Source organism: Aquibacillus kalidii, assembly GCF_014280935.1.
Taxonomy (GTDB): Bacteria; Bacillota; Bacilli; order Bacillales; family Amphibacillaceae; genus Aquibacillus_D; species Aquibacillus_D kalidii.
This window is the reverse complement of sequence record NZ_JACLZI010000028.1, coordinates 19190-41104: the sequence shown is the minus strand read 5'-3', so window position 1 is coordinate 41104 and position 21915 is coordinate 19190. Positions and strand designations below refer to the sequence as shown.

Sequence of the window (21915 nt, the reverse complement as noted above, 5' to 3'; positions counted from 1 at the left end):
ACAGGGAGCGTTCTTTGCGACCGAGGAGGCTCAGCGCGAGCCCACGGAAAGCGTAGTGAATTTCCGTAGCGGCACCAGTTACTTCGTATTTTATACAAATTGCGTCAAATGAAATAATAGTTGCAAAAGAGTTATGTTTATAAGAAAATTTGGCTTATCTATTAAAATTCCATTATAATTGTCAAAGGTTTTAATTTTTATATAACGAAAAAACGTATGATTGTCATAAATTCAAGGGGGATTACAATGAAGAAATATATGTTGGCTTTGCTTTTAAGTACTATTATTTTAGTTCCGATACATATGCCAGTAAAAGCCGTTAATACGTCTTTATCAGATGGGTCTATCTATTATGTATTAATTGATCGGTTTACAAATGGGGAGTCGGAGAACGATAAAGAAATTAATATTGATGATCCGCAAGCTTTTCATGGAGGGGATCTCCAAGGTGTTATCAATAAGTTAGATTACATTAAACAGCTAGGCTTTACGACAATAAACTTGAGTCCAGTGATGCAATCAGATGTGTACCATGGATTTGCTCCAAGTGACTACCAAAAGGTTAATGAACAATTTGGCAAAATGGATATTTTGAAACAATTAGTCGACGCAGCACACGAGCAAAATATCAAAGTTATTTTGGACATGCCTGTATCTCAAATCAGTTCCAAACATCCGTGGGTTTTGGAACGACCAGAATGGCTTGGGGAACCTGTAAGTAATACTTGGGGAGAGAATTTGCCAAGTCCTGATCTAACCAATCCTAAAGTATCAAACTATTTCTTAGAAACTGCAAATATGTGGCTAGACGAAACAGGAATTGATGGATTCAGGCTGTACACCAATCAATATACACCAATCGAATTTATTGAATTGTTTGCTGAGCATATTAAAACAGTGAAATCAGATGCCATTACAGTTTTGGACTCGGGTGGTGAGATAGAAAAGCCTAATTTGTTACTTGTAAACAACACGCTAAAAGAGACGATATCTTCTATCTTAAGCGAACCCGGTAACTCGTTGGAACCATTATTTGAGGATAATCTACTAACAGAATTAAATGATATAAATTTCGTCGATTCGGTAGAGACAGTTCGTTTTACGAGAGAATCTGTAAAACAAGGACAAAACCCTACTACAAGATGGAAGCTTGCTTTAACATACTTGTACACGATACCAGGTACACCTACCATTTACCAGGGATCAGAAGTACCGATGGATAATGGAATGGATATCCCTGGTCACCAGATGGCTGAATTAAATACTGGTGAAGATGAACTACGTAATTATATGGAACAACTGATGGCAATTAGAAGCGAATTCCCTGCAATAACGAAAGGGGACATTCAGTTTGTAGATAGTAGTGGTGCCATGGTTTTATTTAAGAGGGAGTACGACGATAAATCTGTCTATATAGCAATGAATAATGATAAAAAATCTCAAGTAATCTCTTTAGCAGATGTTCCTGATGGAATGCAACTAACAGGGTTATTACAGGATAACATCGTCAGAGAACATGAAGATGGATTGTATAGAATTGGTCTTGAAAGAGAAACGGCAGATATATTTATCATCGAAGAAGACAAGGGATTAAACTGGTTGTTTGTAGGTTTTATTGTTTTAGTATTGGGTACTTTTGTTTTTTCAGTAATATACTTAAGTAGAAAGAATAAAAAAGAAGCTAGGTCATAATAAAAAAACTGTCTAACCAAGTTATGGGGTAGACAGTTTTTTTCATTATTCCATTACTTCTTTTTTTACATATGCTTTTCTAATCCAGTTTCGTGACTTCCATCTCTTTAACATTAATATACCTCGTAACCATTCATCTGCAATAAAGCCAATCCAGATTCCAACTAACCCTAATCCTAAGAAGATTCCAAAGAACCAAGCAAAGGTTACACTAACTCCCCACATAGAAAGTATGCCAATATAGACTGGGAATTTCACATCACCTGCGGCTCGGAGACAGTTAATTACTACTAGATTAAATGCCCTACCTGGCTCTAGGATAATGGTAACAAGAAGTACGAGTGCACCCTTTTCAATAATAGTAGTATCGTCAGTAAAAATACCTAATAAAAAGTCTCGTGAAAAATATACAACAATTGCAGCAAGAGTACTTATAACTATCGCGATTTGCAGGCTCTTAAGGCAACGTTTATATGCCCCTTCTATATCGCCTGCGCCAATCATATGTCCAATTAGGATTTGTGATCCCTGTCCAATAGCGATTGAAAAAAGAAGGATAAACATCATAATATTTTGTACATACACTTTTGTTGTGATCGCTACAGTTCCAAGCTGCGCGATAAAATAAGTAATTGCCATTTGACTGGTATTATAAGATAGTTGTTCACCAGCTGAAGGAACACCAATCCCAAGCAGATCCTTTACATCTTCTTTCTTAAAAGAGAAAAAGTTGCTAAATGGCAACGAGTGATTACTTCTCTTAATTAGTATAAAAATAAGTACAACAAACCCGATAAATCTACTAATCATAGTAGAATAAGCTACCCCTTCCACACCTAGAACAGGAAAGCCAAATGGACCAAAGATGACAAAAAAGTTTCCTACTACATTAATGATGTTCATTCCGATTGTGACAAACATCGTATCCTTCGTATAACCATAGCTACGTAAAATGGCAGACACAGTCATGATTAAAGCCTGAACAAAAATAAATCCGCCTACTATATTCATATAGGATGATGCGTCATCCATTAGTTCAGTAGGAAGATCCATTAAACCGAGAATAGGTTTACTGAATAGATATAAAACAATACTTAAAGCTAAAGAAAACCAGAGATTTAGGCTTATGGACGTAACTGATATTTTTCCCGCTTTTAGGTTTTGTTTAGCACCGAGATTCTGTGCGACTAATATAGAAGCTCCTGCCGCAACAAACCCGAACATGACAATAATAACAGAAAGTATTTGGTTAGATACTCCTACTGCAGCAACTGAATGATCAGAATACTGGCTCAGCATTAAAGTATCAGCATTTCCCATTAACATATGCAGTAAGATTTCTATAAAGATAGGCCAAGTCAAGCTAAATAAACTCAAGTTTTGGTTGTTTGTTTTTGCCACAGATGATCGCGCTCCTCTATATATAAAACTAGTTTCAGGATATAATGGATAAATAATCACTTAGAAAACGTATCCAAAAAATATGCATGTTACTAATTTAACCCTTTATAGGACTAAAAGGCAACATAATATTATGACACTTTTAGCACATAAATTCTTCGTAGTCTTCTGAAGGGAAATTAGTGGTACCATAAGAAAAAATGGCTGGAGGAGTGGAAGATGAAAATAACAGGAGTTAATCATTTTTTATTTTCAGTGTCTAATCTAGAAAAATCTATTATATTTTATGAAGAAGTATTTGGGGCGAAGTTATTAGTAAAGGGGAGAAGCACAGCATATTTTGACCTAAACGGACTTTGGGTTGCACTTAATGTAGAGCAGGATATACCTCGTCATGAAATAAGCTATTCATATACTCATATTGCATTCTCAATCGATGAGTTAGAAATGAAAGATACGCATGATAGGCTGCTTTCCTTAGGAGTAAATATACTTTCAGGTCGTCCTAGAGACGAAAAAGATAAAGAATCTATTTACTTTACGGATCCAGATGGGCATAAATTTGAGTTTCACACAGGGACTTTGCAGGATCGACTTGATTATTATAAAGAGGAAAAACCGCATATGGAGTTTTATGATTAGTAATAGAAGCAATGCTTGAATATAATGTACAAGCATTGCTTCTTTATCTTCTAGCCGTTAACAATAAATCCTCCATTAACATGGATCATTTGACCGGTTACATACGATGAATCGTTACTTGCTAAATAAACATAGGCAGGTGCTAGTTCGTGTGTTTCACCAGGTCTGCCCATCGGGGAAGTGGATCCGAATTCTGCTACCTGTTGCTCATCAAAGGTTGCTGGAATTAGTGGAGTCCAGATTGGGCCCGGTGCAACGCCATTTACTCTAATTCCTTTCGAAACAAGGTTTTGAGATAGGGAGCGCGTGAAAGAAGTAATGGCACCCTTCGTACTTGAATAATCAATCAACATCTTATTCCCATGATAAGCGGTAATGGATGAAGTATTTATGATGGAGCTTCCTTGTGACATATGTGGAAGCACTGCTTTTGACATGTAGAAAAACGAAAAGATGTTCACTTGGAATGTTCTCTCTAACTGTTCATTAGAGATATCCATAAAATCCTGTTGTGGAAACTGTTCTGCAGCATTATTTACTAAAATATCTATTTTATTGAATTCTTGTGCAATACTTTTAACGGTAGTATCACAGAAGTCTGGTTTACTAATGTCACCACTATAAACAGTGCATTTCCGTCCTTCATTTTCAACTAATTGTTTGGTTTTTTCAGCATCATCATGTTCATCGAAGTAGATAATCGCAATATCTGCGCCCTCTCTCGCAAAATAAAGGCTAACTGCTCGGCCAATGCCGCTGTCCCCACCGGTAATAACAGCAACTTTGTCATTTAATTTCCCGCTGCCTTTATAGTTTGGGTCTTCATACTTCGGTAATGGATTCATTTGGTGTTCAAATCCTGGTTGTCTATCTTGATGTTGTTTTGGCAATACCTCTTTTTTTTGTGGCACAAAAAGTCCTCCCATAACTATTTTACTAACAATAGTTGTAACCAATTTTTAAGATTTAAATCATGATTAGTGTGATGCTAAGCAAAAAACACACAGTGGAAATCTAGTGCACAGGTAACGAAAGGGGAGGTGAAATCATTAGATAGAATACGGTGTTGAAAGGCGGAATTGGCAGGAATCCTTGGGACAGAATATCCAAAAATAATAAAGCAGCATTTTAATTTAAAAATGCTGCTTGAAAGTACTTTATTTATAAGAACTGTTTAAGAAAAATAGGGCGATTGTTCCAGGTCCGGCATGTGCTCCTATTGATGAACCAACCATTTCGATATGGATATTGTCAGTCTTAAATTTTTCCTTTATTAATTCGGCTAGCTGGTTTGCTGTATCTATTGCATCACCGTGACTGATACCTATTGGTTGATTTTGCAAGTCAAATCCACGTTCTTCCATAACATCGACCATTCTTTTTAATACTTTTTTTGAACCGCGTACTTTTTCAAGAGGAATTAGTTTACCAGCCTCGACATGTAGAAGTGGTTTGACTTTAAGTAACGTTCCTACGAATGCAGCTGTTTTACTAACTCTACCACCGCGGTACAGGTACTCTAGATCATCAACTGTAAAAATATGTTCCATGTGTTCTGCATGATATTTACTAATCTCTACAATTTTTTCAAACGATTCACCCTCTTGAGCTAATTGGGCAGCTCGTAAAACGACTAAACCAAACCCTAAAGAAGCACATTTCGTATCGATTACTTCTATTTGCCAATCTGGGTAGCTTTCTTTAACTTCTTGTTCCATCATTTTAGCAGATTGAAACGTACCTGATAGTTCTGAAGAAAATGACACATAGATACAAGGCTGATTATTTTTGGCATAATATTCAAATGTATTCTTAAATGCTTGCGGAGAAACCTGAGAAGTCTTTGGTGCCTTACCATTACGCATAGCATCGTAGACAGTTTTAGCTGATATAGTTTTAGCGTCTTCATAGTTTTGCTCATCAAGTTGAACTGTTAAAGACAACATTTCAATATTATATTTATCAAAATGTTCTTTGGATAAATCACTAGCAGAGTCTGTAATTATTTTTACAGTCACATTAACACCTCCGGAATTTGTAAGAAGACAAATCTTCATGTTTACCTACGGAATTAGTAGTATTTATATAAAACAGCGGTAATACTAATAAGGTCAATTTGCAAATCTAATTTAAGTTTAATCATATAAACCGTTATAGTCAAAAGGAAAATGACATATTTTACTTTCGTTATTGTTTTACTGTAAGATAGTCAGGGTATTCTTAAGACATCGAAACTTTATAAAAGGAGGTATTTCCTTGTTTTTAGTAGAAGCAAAACGAATATTTATCGTTATAATTGGCGCCGTTTTAAATGCAATTGCATTAAATTTCTTCTTTATCGGTGCTAATGTATATGCTAGTGGATTTACTGGTATTGCACAAATTTTATCCAGTGTATTTACGGATGTTCTTCATATTCAAGGGATTAGTACAGGTATCATCTTGTTTATATTAAATATCCCGGTTGCCATATTAGGTTGGTTAAAGGTTGGGAAAGGTTTTACACTATACAGCTTTATGTCTGTTGGTTTTACAACAATCGTTCTTGAAATAATTCCAGTACTTCATCTTTCGAATGACATTATGCTAAATGCAGTATTTGGTGGTGTCCTTGGGGGGATAGGTGTCGGGATAACATTGAAATATGGTGCCTCTACAGGTGGCTCTGATATTATCGCGATGGTTTTATCAAGAATGAAGGATAAGCCAATTGGTAGTTATTTAATGGTCATTAATGGCTTAATCATCTTTATTGCTGGTGTACTAAACGAGCCTGAAAATGCATTATACACACTTTTAGCGTTATATGTATCCACACGTGTGATTGATGGTATCCATACTCGGCATGAGAAAGTGACAGCTTTGATCGTGACAAGAAATGCGGATGTGCTCCAGAAAGAAATACACAATACGATGACGAGGGGAATTACAATTCTTCCTGCTAAAGGTGCCTATACGAAGGAAGAGAAGGATATGATGTACCTTGTTATCACAAGATACGAGTTGTATGACCTAGAAAGGATTATACATGAAGTTGATCCTCACGCATTTACAAATATAATTGAAACAGCAGGAGTGTATGGTTTCTTTAAACGGAATGATTAGATAAGAAATATTCAGAAGTAAATTAATTATGGGTAACAAATTTAAAAAAGGTGTCCAACGTAGGGTTGGACACCTTTTTCGATTAATAACCGTATTTCTCTATAACTTCAGTAACAGTTTGAGTTAAAGAATCCCACTCAGCATCAAACTTCTTGTTTACCGTTATAAAATTTTGAAAGCCGAATACATTGTCGACACCATCTAATTCCATTAGATCATTTAAGATTTTATGTTCACTCGTTTTTCCAGGCATAACAGAAACGCTGTTATTCCCCTCGAATATTAAAGAATCAGTTGTGAATTTCATTGCATTTGGGTTTGGTGTAGCGTCTACGCGAATACTCATTGTGTGTTTCCTCCTATAATCTACTATACAACTAATCATAGCAGAATTTTAGTGATTTAAAAAGATTCGAGGTAGTATCTTCCTTAAGAATTTTGTTTAGAGATATAATAATTAAATCATTATATCTTCATTTTTATCAGATTGGAACGATATTAATAATAGGATGTGTTTCATATGAGAATAGGCAGAATTATTTTGGGTGGAACGTTGTCTGGTATTCTGCTCGGAATGTATCTAGGATTTTTTGAGTGGTTTTCAGGAAAAAAAGTTTATACTTTGTTATTAAATGTGGATTTTATCCCCTATATAGGGAACTCCCCTGATTTCTTACTATGGTTGTATCATCTTATTATTTCCTGGGGAATATGCTTACTTTTTGTCGTATTAATTAGCGTTAGAAAATTGGCGGGAATATATAAGTTTTTACTAGCCATTACGATAAGTGGTGTTGCAATGTTATCCTATTTTCCATTAACCTTGTTAGCTCTCAGGCCAACTCCTACCGTTTATGATATAGAATCTATTATTTATTGGGTAAGTGGACACTTTTTATACGGCTGCTTGTTATACGTATTTTATAGAAATGAGCATTAGATAAGGTGAATTATTTTTTAAAAAATATGTCGAATTTAGTTGTTTAATGTCGAAGAAAACAGTATTGTTAAGGGTGGGTTATTTATCATTTGAGTGTTTTCTTTTAAACTAATAGTAAATGTACATTGAACTTCCAATCTACTCAATTGAGTATTAAAATATAGTAATGGTCTACTAACTTAAATAATAAGATTTATTCCATTTAGATAGAACAGATATGGGACTACCTATAATTAGGAGTGAAGGTTTTGAAGAAGTATCAAACAATGTTCTTGCAAAGGTATAGCAACATGCTTATGCAATGGAAGCAGAAACAGGATATAACAAATGACGAGCTCTATCATTTTTTGCATTCGATAAAGGGTACTGCATCATCTATAGGACTTATAAAACTTACAGAAATTGCAAGTGAACTAATAGAAAAAATCTCCAAAGATGGACAGCGTATATGGAATGAAGAAGAGTGGGGTAATTTTATTCAACCACTAGCATTAGAATTCAATGATACAACTGAATCTAGTCAATTGGAAGAAGATATAATAGAAGAACGCCCATCACAATCCAAAATTCTTATAATAGATGATGATATTGAATTACTAAATGATGTTAAGGACTGCTTAGAAGAAAATAACTATATGGTGTTCATTGCTACAACTATAGATCGTGGTGTCCAGCTATTTTATGACCATCACCCTGATTTAGTAATTATTGATTATTTCATTAAAGGGAAAAGTAGTTTGGAATTCTTAAGTAGGATAGCAACTTTAGCTAGAAGTATTTTTACACCGATTATTGTGATTAGTGATGAAGCAACAACCTTTATACAAAAACAAGTGTATGACTCTGGTGCTCATGATTTCATTCAGAAACCGATTGATAACACTGTGTTTTTAAGTATTATTAACAATCGTATGAAACAACAGGATTGGTTTAAAAAACGTGTGATGGTTGATGAATTAACAAAAACTTATAACCGTGCCTCTTTATATGAAATATGGTCTGAATTAAATAAGACCTACCAAAAGACAGAAATCCCATTTAGCTTTGCCTTAATGGATTTAGATCATTTTAAGCAAGTGAATGACAGGCATGGTCATTCGGTAGGGGATCTTGTATTAACTAACTTTTCTAAATTGATCCTTCAAGAGAAACGCCAAAAGGATTACTTAGTTCGTTATGGTGGAGAAGAGTTCTTATTAATTCTGCCGAAGACGAAACAAAGTGAAGCAGTTGGTCTAGTAGATGGACTATTAAAAAAATTTATGAAACTTGGCCACGATACAGACGAGGGACAAATCAAATTAAGCTTCACTGCTGGAGTTGCAGAAGTGCAGAAGTCAATTAAATCGATGGAACAATTAATCGTAAGAAGTGATTTAGCCTTGTACTTTGGAAAACAAAATGGTAGACATAGCGTACACGGTTATACTGCAGAAATGCAAAAAAGTAATGAGGTAATTGAAAGAGATAGTTTACTTAGAATTGCAGTTGTCGATGACGATCGCGTGATACAGCGCTTATTAAGCGATCAATTATCTAAGATGTCCATTAGTAATTACCAAGTGGAAGTAAAGTCATTTCAAGACGGAGAGACTTTTCTAAATTCCACCTGGTATAAGGGAACAGGAAAGTACATCATTCTACTAGATGGAATTATGCCTAAGATGGACGGTTTAGAAGTATTGTCTCATTTGCGTAAAACAGAAAATGAGAAGAATATGGGAATTGTCATGTTGACTGGTAGACAAAAAGATAAAGACATTGTCAAAGCACTAGAGCTTGGTGCAGATGACTATATAACAAAACCATTCAGTTTGCAACAACTTCAAGCAAGAATAAAAAGGTTAGTAAACAGGTTGTTTTAAGGGGGGATCCTTGTGGCGAGAATTTTAGTAGTAGATGATGAAGAAGTACTTAGGATGTTAATTATGGATACATTAGAAGATGAAGGACATGATGTGTTTGAGGCAAGTGATGGCAAAGAAGCACTAGCTATTCTTGGAAATGAATCATTTGATCTAGTCATTCTTGACAACATGATGCCAGGCTTAACTGGTATTGAAGTGGCACAACAAATGGATGAGGAGTGGAAGAAGAACCACCCAATTCTAATGCTAACAGCGAAAACGCAGCAGTCAGATATTGATGAATCAAAGCTTGCTGGCATCCCTTATTACATGGCTAAGCCATTTAGCCCAAGTCAATTGGCTTTATTAGTGGAGGATATATTGGATGCTTAATTTTTTTCGTAAAACAATTCGTCGCCAGTTTTTCTTTTTAATAATGGCGGTGTCATTTATTACTTTTATAGGAGTAATTGGCTTATTTACTGTGAGTAACCAGGTGAAATCAGATTATTTACAAGAACGTTCTGAACTATCCTCCAGAGTTCGAGTATTACAAGAAATACAAAATCATATTAATGAGATGGTTGTCCACATGCGTGGATATGCTGCATTTGGAAATCAAGATGAGTTACAACAATCGGCTTTAGCTAATCAAGAAGTGAATGAAAGCTTAGATGAATATAGACAATTGGATTTAACGGTAGAAGAAACAGAAATTATGAATCAAATAGAGGCATTCCAAGACATATACTGGAATGAATTACTTAAGGTGATGCAGCCTTTTATCGAATCGAATGATTATACTGCGTTGAAAGAAGCTAGTGCATCTTATTCTTCAACAGAGATTGTAAATGGACTCTTGCACAGGATGAATCAAGTGACTGAAGATTTTAGAGCTAAACAGAAGGCAAGTCATGATTCTTTTTTAGATACAATTAGCTTCATTAACTATTCACTTTTTGCCTTTCTAATTCTTATATTTATAGTACTGAGCATTACATCAAGAAATTTAACAAGGATGATCGTTAATCCAATAAGTGAACTATCAACCGCGGCAGAAGAACTTGCAAAAAATAAACGAACTGAAATAAAGCGATTGAAAAGAGAAGATGAACTAGGAACGCTTTCCAATAGTTTTGCTGAGATGGCAGGGCGCATTATTGATAGAGAAGAGAACCTTTCTAATCAAAATCAGCGATTGAAAAAACAGCGAAAACAATTGGAAACAACAAAGCGTACATTAGAGCGGTTAAATCACATGAACCATGCACTTTCTGTGACACAGGATCAACAACAATTGTTGGATCAGGTAATAAAAGATCTTGTAAGCATTTATAAATTTAATAAAGGAATTTTATTTACACTGGATTCTGAATCCTTTAGTTCAGTAGGTGTAAAAACAGAATTGTTTTCTGGTCCTATTAGTGAATTGTTTGCCTCTGTGATCCAGCGACTACAAGAAGAGAAGCATTCATTTGTTACAGAAAGAAAAGCAAGTAAAGATGAGCAAGGGTTTTATCATTCTGCAGTGACATACGATTTCCATGCTCCTATTTTTGACAGCAATGAAAAATTAAATGCCGTGTTAAGTTGTTCTAGAATAGATTATCCATTCACAGAACAAGAAGTTGAGGAAATAATCGGTATCCTAAATCGTGTTTCAATTTCTTTAGAAAAAATCGCTTTCTTTGAACAAACAGAAAATAGTAGAAAGCTTAATCAGGATATTATCGATAATATTAACGAAGGTATTCAGTTTGTGGATGAGCAAGGTAATCTCGTTCAATATAATGAAAAATGGTTAGAGTTTTTTGGTCTTAATCATTATAATGAAACAAAATTTGTGAAGGATACTTTCCAAAAATGGATGAAGCATATATCTAATAATGTGAAAGACAAGGATTCATTTTCAAAGTATTTAAAAGATGTAGTCATCAATGATCGGATTGACTCAGAAGGAACTAGTTATCAATTCGAAGTGAGTAATCGTATTCTAGTTGTTTATGCAGAAGCAGTCTTTAGGCAGGAGCAGAGAATTGGGACACTATTAGTATATAGAGATATAACAGCAGAATATGAAGTGGATCAAATGAAATCCAATCTTGTTAGTACGGTTAGTCATGAATTGCGTACCCCTCTTGCTAGTGTGTTAGGATATACGGAATTGATGATTAATAAGGATTTGAAACCTGAAAGACAAGAAAGGTATCTCAAAACAATCCATGGTGAAGCCAAGCGGTTAACAAACTTGATTAACGACTTCTTGGATTTACAACGAATGGAATCAGGTCAACAAACTTATAATAAGCAGCAGATTAATGTGGTAGACATAGCGGACGAGTTGAAGGAAATCTTTGAAGTAAATAATCCTAATCATACCATTAAGCTTTTAAATCATAGTACAAATTCGTTAGTGTACGGTGATACAAGTAGCATTACTCAGTTGTACACCAATCTTCTCAGTAATGCCATTAAATTTTCACCTGAAGGCGGCGATGTAATTATTTCATTTAATAATAATGCAGAGCAGCTCTTTATTCATATATCTGACGAGGGGATTGGAATTCCGGAATATGAATTAAAACGTCTATTCACGAAATTTCATCGCATAGATAACTCGAGTCAACGTAAAATTGGAGGGACAGGTCTAGGTCTAGCAATCTGTAAAGAAATTGTAGAAGCGCACCAAGGAAAAATTGCAGTTAGATCAGAAATGGATAAAGGAAGTGTGTTTACTGTGACACTACCGCTAGATCCAGCTTCTATCACTTGGGAAGGTGATACTACAATAAAAGGGTTGTTGCCTGAAGTGATTTTAGTCGAAGATGACCAAAGCTTATCCCATCTACTAGAGGACGAATTAAAAGATACAGGTTTCTATGTAAAGAAATACAATACTGGAGAACTACTGTTAGAGGACTTAGACAACATACATCCAGACGGTTTTGTAATTGATATTATGTTGGGTGATGGTATTGATGGGTGGAAGTTAATTGAAACCCTACGGAAGCATGAGCATCTAAGGAACATACCAATTTTTATTTCCAGTGCTTTAGAGCAAAATTTAAAAAGCCAACTGTTTAAGGTGGAACATTACTTGACAAAGCCTTACCCACCTAATAAATTATCAACTGTTATTCTTCATACCTTGTTGCAACAAGGTAAAAATGGTCAAATTTTATTTGCAGATGAGGAATAAGAAAATACCCCTTCAATCTAGAAGGGGTATTTTCTATTTAGGCAGTTATTTTAGAACGTTTTGTTGTTCTAACTGCTGCTCTAATTGTTGTAGTTCTTGTTGTTCTTCTGGGGTAGCATTCGTATAAGCTGATTGAATAGCATTCTTTGCAGCTTGCTTATCATTTTGACCAATAGCTTGCCCACTTGTTAGACGGTTTACAGCATCTTTTGCTTGTTCAAATAAATTATTTTTCATGATTAAAAAACCTCCTAAAGTGTTCTTTTATTTACGGGACTCGCGCTCAACGTCTGAAAAGCGCTCATGATAAGGAATTCTTTCGTCATGCTTTTTAACGGAATCTGCTCCTTGCTGAGTAAATCGTTTCGATTTGCTCTTTTTGCTCATGACCACATTCCTCCCAATCGAACAACTTTTTAATACTAAAAAAGCTTGAACACTAATTTGCGTTCAAGCATAGTTTAGACATATTGAGAAATTTAATGAGTGTTATAAACTGGAATTAAACTTGAATATTTAAGTTTAGGTATTCTTCTAAGAAAATCCCGATTCCATCTTGTTCGTTTGTTGCCGTAATGTGATTAGCTTTTGCCTTTAATTCATCAATCCCATTACTCATTGCCACGCCAACTCCAGCATATTCAATCATTTCATAATCATTATCTTCATCCCCAAAAGCAATAATGTTCTCTTGTGGAATGTGATAGTAATGGGCGATCCTTTCTAGGCCAACTGCTTTACTCATTCCTTTTCTTACAATTTCAATAACATTCCAAGGTGCACCCCATTTTCTATGCTCGATTACAGTAGAATGTTTTGTATCAAGATGCTCACGCAATGCCTGAATGTGGTTGTTTCTAGGGTGAATAAGAATAGAGGTCGGATCCTCGTTTAACTCATTTTTTAAACTACCAACCTTTATGGGATGATCTTCAGCTGTTGCATGGAAAATTTCCATCAATTCCTCATCATAACGATCAAAGAACATATCATCTTTAATCTCAGCAAATATGTTTTTAACATCAAAATCATAGCAAGTTTGGATGATTTGCTTTGCTGTCCTCAGTGGTAGAGGACTATGTAATGCTTCCCATTTCTTATCAGTGGGATGGTGAATGAGTGCTCCATTGAAATTTACCATTGGTGTATCCAACCCTAGTTCATGGTAATATTCAATGCTTGCTCGATGAGGTCTACCAGTCGCAATAATTACGATATGACCTTCTTCTTTTGCTTTCAATACAGTTCTCTTGGTTCGTTCACTAATTACTTTATTATCTGTTAGCAATGTTCCATCTAAGTCTAAAGCAATTAGGTGTTTGTTTTTTTTCATGGTATCACCTCTTATTTAGTAAGTATAGTGTATAGTTATGACTATTATATGTAAAGAATTTCTATTTTTTTGTCTATATTTTTGCATGTGGAGAAATCAACCTATATGATAGATATATAATAAAAATTACTTCGAAAGGAAATTATATTATGATAGGTATTTATAAGGAAAAATTACAAGGTATTCCAACTTTAATCGTCGTAGACTCGGATAAGTATGACCAAGCTTTACCAGTTCTTACATATATGCATGGATTTACAAGTGCAAAGGAACATAACCTACCCTTAGCATTTCTTATGGCAGAAAAAGGATACAGAGTAATTCTTCCTGATTGTATGTTACATGGGGAAAGAGCTGAAGATATTACTTCTGACCAAAGGCAAACACAATTTTTTCAAATTGTAAAACAAAATATCCAAGATATCGAAACATTAAGAAAAGAACTTGTCGAACGTAATTGGATATTGGATGAACGTTTTGGATTAGCTGGAACAAGTATGGGTGGCATTACTACTTCGGCTGCTTTAACACAATTTCCATGGATTAAAACGTCTGCTGTATTAATGGGTTCACCTAAAATTACAGATTATGCTAAAGAACTGGTAGAGCATATGAAAAAAGCAAATGTAGACCTACCACTAACAGACGAAGAGATTAACCAAATTTTTAACTCACTAGAACAAATAGATCTCTCTAAACAAATAGATAAACTTAATGGGCGCCCTATTTTCTTTTGGCATGGCGAGAATGATTCCGTTGTCCCATTCCGCCATTCCTATAGTTTTTATGAAGAAGCTACGGATCATTATAAAAATCCGGAAAACATTCGCTTCTTGAGAGAAGTTGGTAGAGACCATAAGGTAAGTCGTTTTGCAATAAAAGAAACAGTAAATTGGTTTGAATTGCAACTGTAGTGATCTATATCATTTATTTTACTACACATTTATGTTTATAATATAGATAAGCACATTTAAAGGAGGAAGTATAATGGAAGAAGCATTACAAGAAAATCTAATGGGCGCTTTGGAAAATGTTATTGATCCAGAGCTTGGTATAGATATAGTAAATCTTGGACTAGTTTATGGTGTGGATTTAGATGACGATGGAGTGGCCACTGTAACAATGACATTAACTGCAATGGGATGTCCACTTGCTGGTCATATCGAACAAGATGTTAAGCGTGTGATGGAGGATCTTCCTGAGGTTAAGGATACAAATGTTAACATCGTTTGGAGTCCGCCATGGTCTAAAGATCGTATGTCACGTTATGCGAAAATCGCACTAGGAATTCCAGATTGATTCATACTTAATGATTCACTTGCAAATTTGTAATATTAGAATTTGAAGACATATTCTAATATTACAAAATAAGCAAATTAAAAAAGCTGTCTTTTGGATTTTTACTCCAAAAAACAGCTTTTTTATTATTGGACTTAGAGTATGTAGATAGACAAATGTAACAAGTGGATTAGTCATGAATATGTTATCCTATATACCTATTAAGGGGAGGATCAATAATGAATAATCCAACTCGTTTCCAACAATCTGCTTCTCCCAATCCGCAACAATTATATACACAGCAGGACAACGGAGATAATAAGGATAATCAGATTCGTACACCGAGAGTCGATATGTATGAGTCTGATTATCAATATTACGTTAGATTAAGTATACCTGGAGTTAAAAAGGATGATTTGCAGGTAGCGTTTAATGATCAGGAAATGTTAGAAATATCGGGAAGTGTAAAGCCGTTTGTTCCACAAGAAATGACGCTTAAAATTGTTGAAGAAATCTTTAAAGGTCCATTCAAACGTTATATTAAATTTCCTAAACCTGTAGATAAAAAACAATTAAAGTTTGGCTATACTAATGGGATTTTAGAGATTTATCTCGAAAAATTGCAGTAAAGTAATTGTTTGAAGTGGTATTTGGACCAGAGTCAATAGGTGTTATTCTTGATGGATTAGAATTAATGCAATGGAAAATACTGCATCAATTGGAATTGGGGATGTTTATTTTCAATCGCTAGATAGTCAGGTGAAGAATAATTTAGTAGCTGGGCAAACATATGGTGATTTTGATTATAATTTTATACAACCAGTTGGTACTCCTTTATTTGATCCAGATGGTGCGGATACATTTATGCCAATGACAACATCGTTACTTGGTCTTAAAGGACTGATAAAAAGGCTCCACTGCTGCTTAGAGAAGTAGCAGTGGAGCCTTTTAGTGAAAAGATAACATTTAAGGCTCCCAATATGGAGTATTCTTTTTAAAATCATTAAAAGAATTGATTGGATGGCTAATTGGTTCAGGTGAATGACTACTAATGTCATGATGGTTTTGAATGGGTATGTCGTACTGGTCAGGGTCATGTAATGGGGAATTATAAGGACTCATATTAATATTAGAGCCATCCCCATATGCGCTTCCGACCCCATTATTAGTTTTGGAGTTACTGGAAACACCCTCAAAACTACTTTTTCCAATAACAAGGGAGGATGTTCCTGACAAATGAAATACTTTAATGTTTCCAATGTTAATCTGAATAGTAATCATCCTCTCAGTCTAGAAGTCGAATGGAATCGTGAAATTATCGGATTGACTGGTGTCCTGCTTTTTCTCTAATACAATGTGAAGAATGTTATGTTCAAAAGACTTTGTATATTGTTCTATTCGTATTGGTCCTGGAAGGTCAATTTCTTTTTCAACCGTTTGATGAGGGAAATCTGTTGCAATAAGTGATTTTGCTCCTGTCGGCTGAATAGGACTTGCTTGGGCTTTAATCATTAGCTTTTGATCATTATAAAAATGTAGATAGGCATTACTAGCCGTAGTCAACCCAGGAATTAGTATACTAATGTAATAATTTTCTTCATTTTCCCAAATCTCACAGGGCACAAGCTCTCTCTGTCTTGGATTTCTTCTTTGGTTATTTCCACTACCAGTAAAACCTTGAATGTCCTTCCAAAAATCTTCATTTAGAACACTGTTAAAGTTTTTTACCATTTCTCTAATGTTATCTAAATATTGTGGGGAAAACTGACCATTGTTCATTTGATTCATAAAGGAAAAAGGGTCATTATTTTGATTATAACGCTTCATGTTGTAACTCTCCTTATGTGATGTTATTACATAGTACTCTTATATGTGCCTAAGCGTTCATCATTTCTAGTCGTAATCATAATCACCAATTTATAGTAGTCAAATATAATAGTCTTAGAATAATGGTGTAGGGAGATGACTATTTTGGTATTTGGATATGAAAACCAACCAATGCCGATAAATGTGTTCGGTGGCTTTGGTATCAATAGTATAGATGGAAATGCAACCATACAGTTGGGCGAGTCTGTATTTCAAGCACTATCTAGTAATTCGAAACATAATTTCATTGGTCAAACATACGGTGATTTTGGGTATGTTAACTTTACTCCAATAGGCTCACCAATAATTGATCCAGATGGTATTGACCATCCTATGTTAACGAATGCCATTCCTTTTGGTCTCGAGGATTAACCAAATCATATATTTATAATTAAGGGAATAGAATAATGGAAATAGTACTATGGGAGTGATCCTCATGTATAATTACACGGAATTATTCAAACAAATCAATTCCCTTAAACAAAAAGTAAAACACTATGAAAACCTTCTTCATAACCTTCCAATTTTTGAGTATCACTTAGGCACAATAAAGGTAGAAAAAGTAAAAGGAACCATACAGTTAGGCAAGTTGTTTCAGGAAGAAGAAATTGAAACGGAAGGTGTTCATAAAATATATGTAGATGATATCGTCATAAAAGAAATTGAATCTAGTGGTACTCTAGGGGTAGGGATTGTGGAAAAATCGAGTGAAAAACAAAAGGATAAGAACAAAGTTACTCCTGAAGAGGCAGAGCCTGAAATTAAAGAGATTTATGAGGAAATCAAAAATAAGCTAAATATAGACCAGGTACCGTCACTTTTTCAGGAAATAGCAACAAAAAAAGCTGTTTTGAAACAAGTTTGGTTTTATTTGAAGAATATTAAAGGTACTAAAGACTTCTATACTGCAATTGCTTCGGGTCTGGACAATCTCTTTAATGAGTCGACTAACGATATAGCAAACTACGATCTTGTTCAAGATCACATACTATATGAAAAAGTACGGAAGGAAATGGAAAGGCAAGTAAAGACATTCTATCTTATCCTGCATCTTTTTAAATTATTATTAACCGGGTATCTAGAGAAATATCGAGAACAAATGGTTAGTATCGAACAACTATCCATACAGAAAGAAATACAACCAGCAGAAATGATCGACAAACTAAAAGCAACCTATCATTTACATAACACACCGAAGTCATTGCAAGAATTGGAAAAGCACCCAAACATAGCAGCTTATTGGTACAATGATTTACTAGTACCGCTAAATAAAGCGGGTGATGACAACGAGTTTATTACTAAGCTTATAGACTATATATTAACGTATTTTGAAAGTATAAAAGATGATGAACAAAGTGATGTAGACTTGAAAGTAGAGGAAAAAGCGTTTTTGTTTGCCGTTATGATCAAGCATATGGAAGACATTCCAAAATATATTTATCTAGAAAAGGTGCTTATCCATCTTATTGACTAAAAAACCCTAGGAATCCGCTTTGAAGAGGAGATACCAAGGGTTTTATTTTAATAGCTTTTTTATTAAAATAGCTCGTTTTCTAGACGTTCTTTTTCGATGAGGAAATTGCCAGAAGCGTCTGTAGAAATGAGTTTTTGTTTTTTTAATTGGGTCAGTGTTCTACTAACAGTTTCTCTACTAGAACCAATCATATTTGCAAGCTCTCTGTTAGAGAAATCATTTTTTAATTTGAAGGTACCATCCGCTATTTTTTCACCGTAATTATCCGTTAAGCGAAGAATTAATAAAATAATTTGTTCATATGAATTATGTAAAATTTGTTCCTCCAGTCGTTTTTGTAAATCGACAATTAAATCACCAAGTACTTTAAATAATTTCATACATATCTCAGGATTGTTCAAAAGAAAACTTTCAAATAAATGAATAGGAATATAGACTAGAATAGCATCTTCGCTAACTTCTGCATGGGCAGGGCATTTATCTTGCCTAAAAAAACCTTGATGAGGAAACATATTTCCTTCCTGAAGAACATTTACGATTTGTTCTTTCCCATGAAAATCAGTTTTATAAATTTTAATTTTACCTTGATAAATAAAGTAAACATTCGTAAGAGGATCCCCTTGCATAAATATATGCGTACCCCGATCATATCTTCTCGATTGGGAAAGCTCGATAATGGGGGCCATTTCCTCGTCTGTCAAATCCTTAAATAAGGGCATACTTTGCAACAAATCTTGAATTGATCTTGGATTCAAAATTTACACACTTCCTTCTATTAAAAATTCTATAGTTAAAAGAATTTATTCTTTCCTGTGATTATTATCATAGGAGATTGGTGTTTTTTATCACAATAAATATCTATTAAATCAACTATGCTATAACTAGCAGGGGAAAACAAGTTATATGGGGGTACAAATAATGAGTGATATAAAATACGCAGAAAAAATTTATGCACCAGACATTGATCCGAAATATCGTCATCCAAGAATCTTTGAAATATTTGATGGGCTTGGACCAGGTGAAAGAATGGAACTTACAAATGATCATGACCCAAAACCACTGTATTATCAGTTCATGATCGAGAGAGAGAATCTGTTTACTTGGAACTACCTCGATAATGGACCTGATATTTGGCGAGTTTCGATAACAAAGAAATAAAAAATTAATGTCTCCTATCTATTATCTATGATAGGAGATTATTTATGTGTGAATTTAATCACATTAAATAAGGATTTGATAGGCTAAGATGATACGTAAAGAATACTAAAGGAGTCCTATAAAATGAAACCACGTGACTACAATCAAGATCCATTCATTGTCATCTGGGAATTAACTAGAGCTTGCCAACTGAAATGCTTGCATTGCCGTGCAGATGCACAATATCATAGACATCCATTAGAACTAACGTATGAGGAAGGAAAAAGGCTAATTGATGATATACACGGAATGAATAATCCTATGCTTGTTTTTACGGGCGGTGATCCATTAATGCGTCCGGATGTATTTGATATAGCCGATTATGCTGTTAAAAAGTGTGTACGGGTATCCATGACACCATCTGCAACTCCTAACGTAACGAAGGAAGCGATGAATAAAGCAAAGCAAGTCGGACTATCTAGATGGGCATTCAGCTTGGACGGACATAATGCAGAAATACATGATCATTTTCGGGGAACAAGTGGCTCTTTCGACTTAACGATGAATGCAATTAAGTATTTACATGAATTAGAAATGCCTCTCCAAATAAATACTGTAATCTCTCGATATAATGTAGATTATCTAGAAGACATGGTGGATTTGATGAAGCAACTTGACTGTGTACTATGGAGTGTGTTTTTCTTAGTCCCAATAGGTAGAGGGCAGGAAAAAGATATGATTTCACCTGCTGAACATGAGAAAGTATTTAGATGGTTGTACCAAACCTCTAAGCATGTACCTTTTGATATTAAGACAACGGCAGGACAACATTATCGTAGGGTAGTTATTCAGAATAAAATTAGGGAAGATAAAGGGAAGGAAAACAGTGTCATTCATTATCAGGATGCATTAATGAATGGTAAGACGGGAAGTATTGATGGTCTTGGTAGAGCTCCAAAGGGCGTGAATGATGGGAATGGGTTTATTTTTATTTCCCATACAGGTGATGTTTATCCGAGTGGCCTACTACCTGTTAAAGTAGGAAATGTAAGAGAGAATGCTTTATCCAACATATATAGGGAATCACAGGTGTTAAAGGATTTGCGAAATCCTGATAAGTATAAAGGCAAATGTGGTGTTTGTGAATTTAGACATGTATGCGGTGGATCTAGGTCGAGAGCCTATGCAGTAACTGGCGACTATTTAGAAAGTGAGCCGTATTGTGTCTATATACCAAAAGCGATGAGACAGAAAACAAGACATTAAAAAAACCAGCCGCTAAGGCTGGTTTCATTAGTCAATGCTGCATAAGACTAAAGGGCAATTCTCGCAATTAATTTCATCTTTTAAAAATTGGAGATGATGAACCGTAATCTTCCCTTTTTTAATGGAGATTATTTCGTTTCTTTTTAACTCATTTAAAAGGCGGTTTACACTTTCCCTGGACGTTCCACAGAAATTAGCAAGTTCTTGGTTAGTTAGTATGATGTCAATCAGAATATCATCATTCTTTTTAATGCCATAACTATTTGTGAGACGAATAAGGGTAGAGTAGAGGGCGCCTTTTTTTCCATGCAGTACTAAGTCTCGAAATTTAGTCTGATCTTTCCGATAGTTATTACTCATTAATTTCATAAATTCAATTGCTAAGCGATTATCTTCTAGAAGTCTTTCCTCAAGTGCTTGCTTTTTAACAACAACTAACTCCGTATCTTCCATTGCTTTTGCATTTAATATATATTTGATATTCTCTGTATATAAGGCTAGTTCTCCAACAATATCACCCTTAGCACATATACGTAGTGTTAATTCACGACCATCAGGTGAAATTTTACCGATTTGGATTCTACCGGATACTATTATATAGATTTCGGAAACATCTTCACCTTGTTGAAAGAGGAAACCATTCTTTTCAATTTTAATATGATGATCTACTTCGGTTAATAGTTCAGCTAAATCACCTGATATACCTTTGTGACTCAGAATGTTTTTCATTATCGT

The 21915-nt window shown here is 34.7% G+C and carries 26 protein-coding genes; 15 read left to right on the top strand and 11 right to left on the bottom strand.

The window, feature by feature from the left end; genetic code table 11:
* Positions 1-246 precede the first annotated feature (246 nt).
* A complete protein-coding gene (locus H7K77_RS05215) occupies positions 247-1692 on the top strand; it encodes an alpha-amylase family glycosyl hydrolase (RefSeq protein ID WP_186576672.1) in 1446 nt (481 codons plus the stop codon).
* 45 nt (positions 1693-1737) lie between these two features.
* Here the strand turns inward: H7K77_RS05215 and H7K77_RS05210 are convergent, their stop codons facing one another.
* A complete protein-coding gene (locus H7K77_RS05210; protein ID WP_186576671.1) occupies positions 1738-3093 on the bottom strand; it encodes an MATE family efflux transporter in 1356 nt (451 codons plus the stop codon).
* A 219-nt stretch (positions 3094-3312) separates the two neighbouring features.
* Between H7K77_RS05210 and fosB the strand changes: the two genes are divergently transcribed.
* Positions 3313-3735: a metallothiol transferase FosB gene (gene fosB / locus H7K77_RS05205; protein WP_186576670.1), complete on the top strand. Its 423-nt coding sequence runs from the start codon at positions 3313-3315 to the stop codon at positions 3733-3735.
* Between the two features lie 50 nt (positions 3736-3785).
* On the opposite strand, the gene H7K77_RS05200 is transcribed toward fosB, so the two are convergent.
* Positions 3786-4646, bottom strand: coding sequence for an SDR family oxidoreductase (locus tag H7K77_RS05200; RefSeq protein WP_407926415.1), 861 nt, complete (start codon positions 4644-4646; stop codon positions 3786-3788).
* A 246-nt stretch (positions 4647-4892) separates the two neighbouring features.
* The gene (locus tag H7K77_RS05195) at positions 4893-5753 is read right to left on the bottom strand and encodes a DegV family protein (RefSeq protein ID WP_186576668.1); all 861 of its coding nucleotides are present in this window, start codon (positions 5751-5753) and stop codon (positions 4893-4895) included.
* 238 nt (positions 5754-5991) lie between these two features.
* Between H7K77_RS05195 and H7K77_RS05190 the strand changes: the two genes are divergently transcribed.
* On the top strand, positions 5992-6840 hold the full coding sequence (locus H7K77_RS05190) for a YitT family protein (protein ID WP_186576667.1): 849 nt from the start codon (positions 5992-5994) through the stop codon (positions 6838-6840).
* 82 nt (positions 6841-6922) lie between these two features.
* On the opposite strand, the gene H7K77_RS05185 is transcribed toward H7K77_RS05190, so the two are convergent.
* Positions 6923-7186, bottom strand: a complete 264-nt coding sequence (locus H7K77_RS05185; protein WP_186576666.1) for a NifU N-terminal domain-containing protein — start codon at positions 7184-7186, stop codon at positions 6923-6925.
* Between the two features lie 174 nt (positions 7187-7360).
* Here H7K77_RS05185 and H7K77_RS05180 point away from each other — a divergent pair, with 174 nt between their 5' ends.
* The 4 genes from H7K77_RS05180 (at position 7361) to H7K77_RS05165 (ending at position 12826) form a co-directional block, all read left to right on the top strand.
* Complete coding sequence (locus H7K77_RS05180; RefSeq protein WP_186576665.1) at positions 7361-7780, top strand: hypothetical protein; 420 nt, start codon at positions 7361-7363, stop codon at positions 7778-7780.
* Positions 7781-8028: 248 nt separating this feature from the next.
* On the top strand, positions 8029-9645 hold the full coding sequence (locus tag H7K77_RS05175; protein WP_186576664.1) for a response regulator: 1617 nt from the start codon (positions 8029-8031) through the stop codon (positions 9643-9645).
* Positions 9646-9657: 12 nt separating this feature from the next.
* Positions 9658-10020 (top strand): response regulator transcription factor, encoded by a 363-nt coding sequence (locus H7K77_RS05170; RefSeq protein WP_186576663.1) that lies wholly within the window; start codon positions 9658-9660, stop codon positions 10018-10020.
* The gene (locus H7K77_RS05165; protein ID WP_186576662.1) at positions 10013-12826 is read left to right on the top strand and encodes an ATP-binding protein; all 2814 of its coding nucleotides are present in this window, start codon (positions 10013-10015) and stop codon (positions 12824-12826) included. The genes H7K77_RS05170 and H7K77_RS05165 overlap by 8 nt, the downstream gene beginning before the upstream one ends.
* 45 nt (positions 12827-12871) lie before the next feature.
* On the opposite strand, the gene H7K77_RS05160 is transcribed toward H7K77_RS05165, so the two are convergent.
* The 3 genes from H7K77_RS05160 to H7K77_RS05155 all read right to left on the bottom strand — a co-directional run bounded on the left by H7K77_RS05160 (position 12872) and on the right by H7K77_RS05155 (position 14159).
* Positions 12872-13063, bottom strand: a complete 192-nt coding sequence (locus tag H7K77_RS05160; RefSeq protein WP_186576661.1) for a DUF3813 domain-containing protein — start codon at positions 13061-13063, stop codon at positions 12872-12874.
* A 27-nt stretch (positions 13064-13090) separates the two neighbouring features.
* On the bottom strand, positions 13091-13213 hold the full coding sequence (locus tag H7K77_RS21470) for a hypothetical protein (RefSeq protein WP_268911892.1): 123 nt from the start codon (positions 13211-13213) through the stop codon (positions 13091-13093).
* A gap of 115 nt (positions 13214-13328) precedes the next feature.
* Entirely contained in the window at positions 13329-14159 is an 831-nt protein-coding gene (locus H7K77_RS05155) for a Cof-type HAD-IIB family hydrolase (protein WP_186576660.1), read from the bottom strand.
* 149 nt (positions 14160-14308) lie between these two features.
* On the opposite strand from H7K77_RS05155, the gene H7K77_RS05150 reads away from it, so the two are divergent.
* The 4 genes from H7K77_RS05150 to H7K77_RS05135 all read left to right on the top strand — a co-directional run bounded on the left by H7K77_RS05150 (position 14309) and on the right by H7K77_RS05135 (position 16373).
* Entirely contained in the window at positions 14309-15073 is a 765-nt protein-coding gene (locus H7K77_RS05150) for a prolyl oligopeptidase family serine peptidase (RefSeq protein ID WP_186576659.1), read from the top strand.
* A gap of 73 nt (positions 15074-15146) precedes the next feature.
* Complete coding sequence (locus tag H7K77_RS05145) at positions 15147-15458, top strand: metal-sulfur cluster assembly factor (protein ID WP_186576658.1); 312 nt, start codon at positions 15147-15149, stop codon at positions 15456-15458.
* Between the two features lie 218 nt (positions 15459-15676).
* Complete coding sequence (locus tag H7K77_RS05140) at positions 15677-16066, top strand: Hsp20/alpha crystallin family protein (RefSeq protein ID WP_186576657.1); 390 nt, start codon at positions 15677-15679, stop codon at positions 16064-16066.
* Between the two features lie 70 nt (positions 16067-16136).
* Complete coding sequence (locus H7K77_RS05135; RefSeq protein WP_186576656.1) at positions 16137-16373, top strand: hypothetical protein; 237 nt, start codon at positions 16137-16139, stop codon at positions 16371-16373.
* Between the two features lie 30 nt (positions 16374-16403).
* On the opposite strand, the gene H7K77_RS05130 is transcribed toward H7K77_RS05135, so the two are convergent.
* Positions 16404-16718 carry a hypothetical protein gene (locus H7K77_RS05130; protein ID WP_186576655.1) on the bottom strand — a complete coding sequence of 105 codons (315 nt, stop codon included), beginning with the start codon at positions 16716-16718 and terminating at the stop codon, positions 16404-16406.
* 9 nt (positions 16719-16727) lie between these two features.
* Entirely contained in the window at positions 16728-17264 is a 537-nt protein-coding gene (locus H7K77_RS05125) for an Hsp20/alpha crystallin family protein (protein ID WP_186576654.1), read from the bottom strand.
* A 144-nt stretch (positions 17265-17408) separates the two neighbouring features.
* Here H7K77_RS05125 and H7K77_RS05120 point away from each other — a divergent pair, with 144 nt between their 5' ends.
* Complete coding sequence (locus H7K77_RS05120) at positions 17409-17675, top strand: spore germination protein (protein WP_186576653.1); 267 nt, start codon at positions 17409-17411, stop codon at positions 17673-17675.
* A 64-nt stretch (positions 17676-17739) separates the two neighbouring features.
* A complete protein-coding gene (locus H7K77_RS05115) occupies positions 17740-18777 on the top strand; it encodes a hypothetical protein (RefSeq protein WP_186576652.1) in 1038 nt (345 codons plus the stop codon).
* Positions 18778-18839: 62 nt separating this feature from the next.
* Here the strand turns inward: H7K77_RS05115 and H7K77_RS05110 are convergent, their stop codons facing one another.
* Complete coding sequence (locus tag H7K77_RS05110) at positions 18840-19532, bottom strand: Crp/Fnr family transcriptional regulator (protein WP_186576651.1); 693 nt, start codon at positions 19530-19532, stop codon at positions 18840-18842.
* Positions 19533-19695: 163 nt separating this feature from the next.
* Here H7K77_RS05110 and H7K77_RS05105 point away from each other — a divergent pair, with 163 nt between their 5' ends.
* Together H7K77_RS05105 and H7K77_RS05100 are read left to right on the top strand one after the other, a co-directional pair.
* A complete protein-coding gene (locus H7K77_RS05105) occupies positions 19696-19935 on the top strand; it encodes a DUF2249 domain-containing protein (protein ID WP_186576650.1) in 240 nt (79 codons plus the stop codon).
* A gap of 123 nt (positions 19936-20058) precedes the next feature.
* Positions 20059-21180, top strand: coding sequence for a TIGR04053 family radical SAM/SPASM domain-containing protein (locus H7K77_RS05100; protein WP_186576649.1), 1122 nt, complete (start codon positions 20059-20061; stop codon positions 21178-21180).
* A gap of 27 nt (positions 21181-21207) precedes the next feature.
* On the opposite strand, the gene H7K77_RS05095 is transcribed toward H7K77_RS05100, so the two are convergent.
* Entirely contained in the window at positions 21208-21900 is a 693-nt protein-coding gene (locus H7K77_RS05095; protein ID WP_407926416.1) for a Crp/Fnr family transcriptional regulator, read from the bottom strand.
* Positions 21901-21915: the final 15 nt, after the last annotated feature.